Here is a 1,041-nt window from a genome sequence, read left to right as displayed (position 1 = left end):
GTCGACGTGACGGCTCTCGAATCGGCCCACCACGTCGTGCTCAATACGGGCGGCGGCTCCGACCATCTGGTTGGCATGCGTGCCCAGGATGAAATGCACGTGACCGGACCAGCTGCAGCCGGCGGATCGACTGGCGGCGGTGGCAGTAACGGCGGTGGCTCCGGAAACGGGAGCGGGAACGGCGGCGGCATCACTGGCGCGTTCGACCTCACCGCCGGCGACGTTGCGGGGCTAAAGCACCTGGTCAACGGCCAGGACGTTCCTGGCGATGACGACACGGTGCCCGGCGTCCGCGATCTCAGCGGCCACGGCAACAATCTCGCCCATCCCGATTACGGTGCGGCGGACGAGCACTTCATCCGGCTGACCGAAGCCCGCTACGGCGACTACGACGCGGCGACCGGCAACAACCAGATCAACCCGATCTTCGAGGGGCTCGATCCGCGCAATATCAGCAATATCCTGGGCGTGCAGGAAGCAGACCTGCCGAAGAACAGCAACGACGCCAATATCTTCTTCATGGCCTTTGGCCAGTATTTCGACCACGGCCTCGATTTCCTGCCGAAGGGTGGCAATGGCGCGATCCAGATCGGCGCTCCCGGCAACGGCGCGCCCGGATCCGGCAACCCTGCCGATCTCACCCGGGGCACGGTCGACGAAATCGTCGATGGCGTTCCCCAGCATATCAACCGCACTTCGCCCTTCGCGGACCAGAACCAGGCCTATGGCTCGAACGGGCTCGTCGGCCAGTTCCTCCGCGAAGGCGACGGCGATGGCGGTCTCGGCTCGATGCTGCTGGCGGGAGGGCCGGATCCGTCTGACCCGAACTTCCGGTTGCTGCCGACGCTGCGCGAGCTGATCCTCGAGCATTGGGAGAACAACACCGTCTTCACCGGCCTGCCCGGCGGCCCGGTCGCGTTCCAGACCTATTTCGCCGGGCTGGTCAACGGCGGCGTGATCAACACCACGATGGCAGCGAGCATGGCGTCCAACTTCATGGGCACCGGACATGCGCTGCTGCTCGATGCCAATCCGTTCATC

General features: G+C 65.3%; 1 protein-coding gene. It reads left to right on the top strand.

Going from position 1 to position 1,041, the window contains the following annotated elements; all coding sequences use genetic code 11:
- Positions 1-99: 99 nt before the first annotated feature.
- The coding region (locus AB4118_RS33985; protein ID WP_441493896.1) for a peroxidase family protein at positions 100-1,041 on the top strand (942 nt) is incomplete at its 3' end.

It is taken from the genome of Allobosea sp. 2RAB26 (genome assembly GCF_052115465.1).
Taxonomy (GTDB): domain Bacteria; phylum Pseudomonadota; class Alphaproteobacteria; order Rhizobiales; family Beijerinckiaceae; genus Allobosea.
The sequence above is the reverse complement of the archived record's forward strand: the minus strand, read 5'-3'. Positions and strand labels throughout refer to the sequence as shown.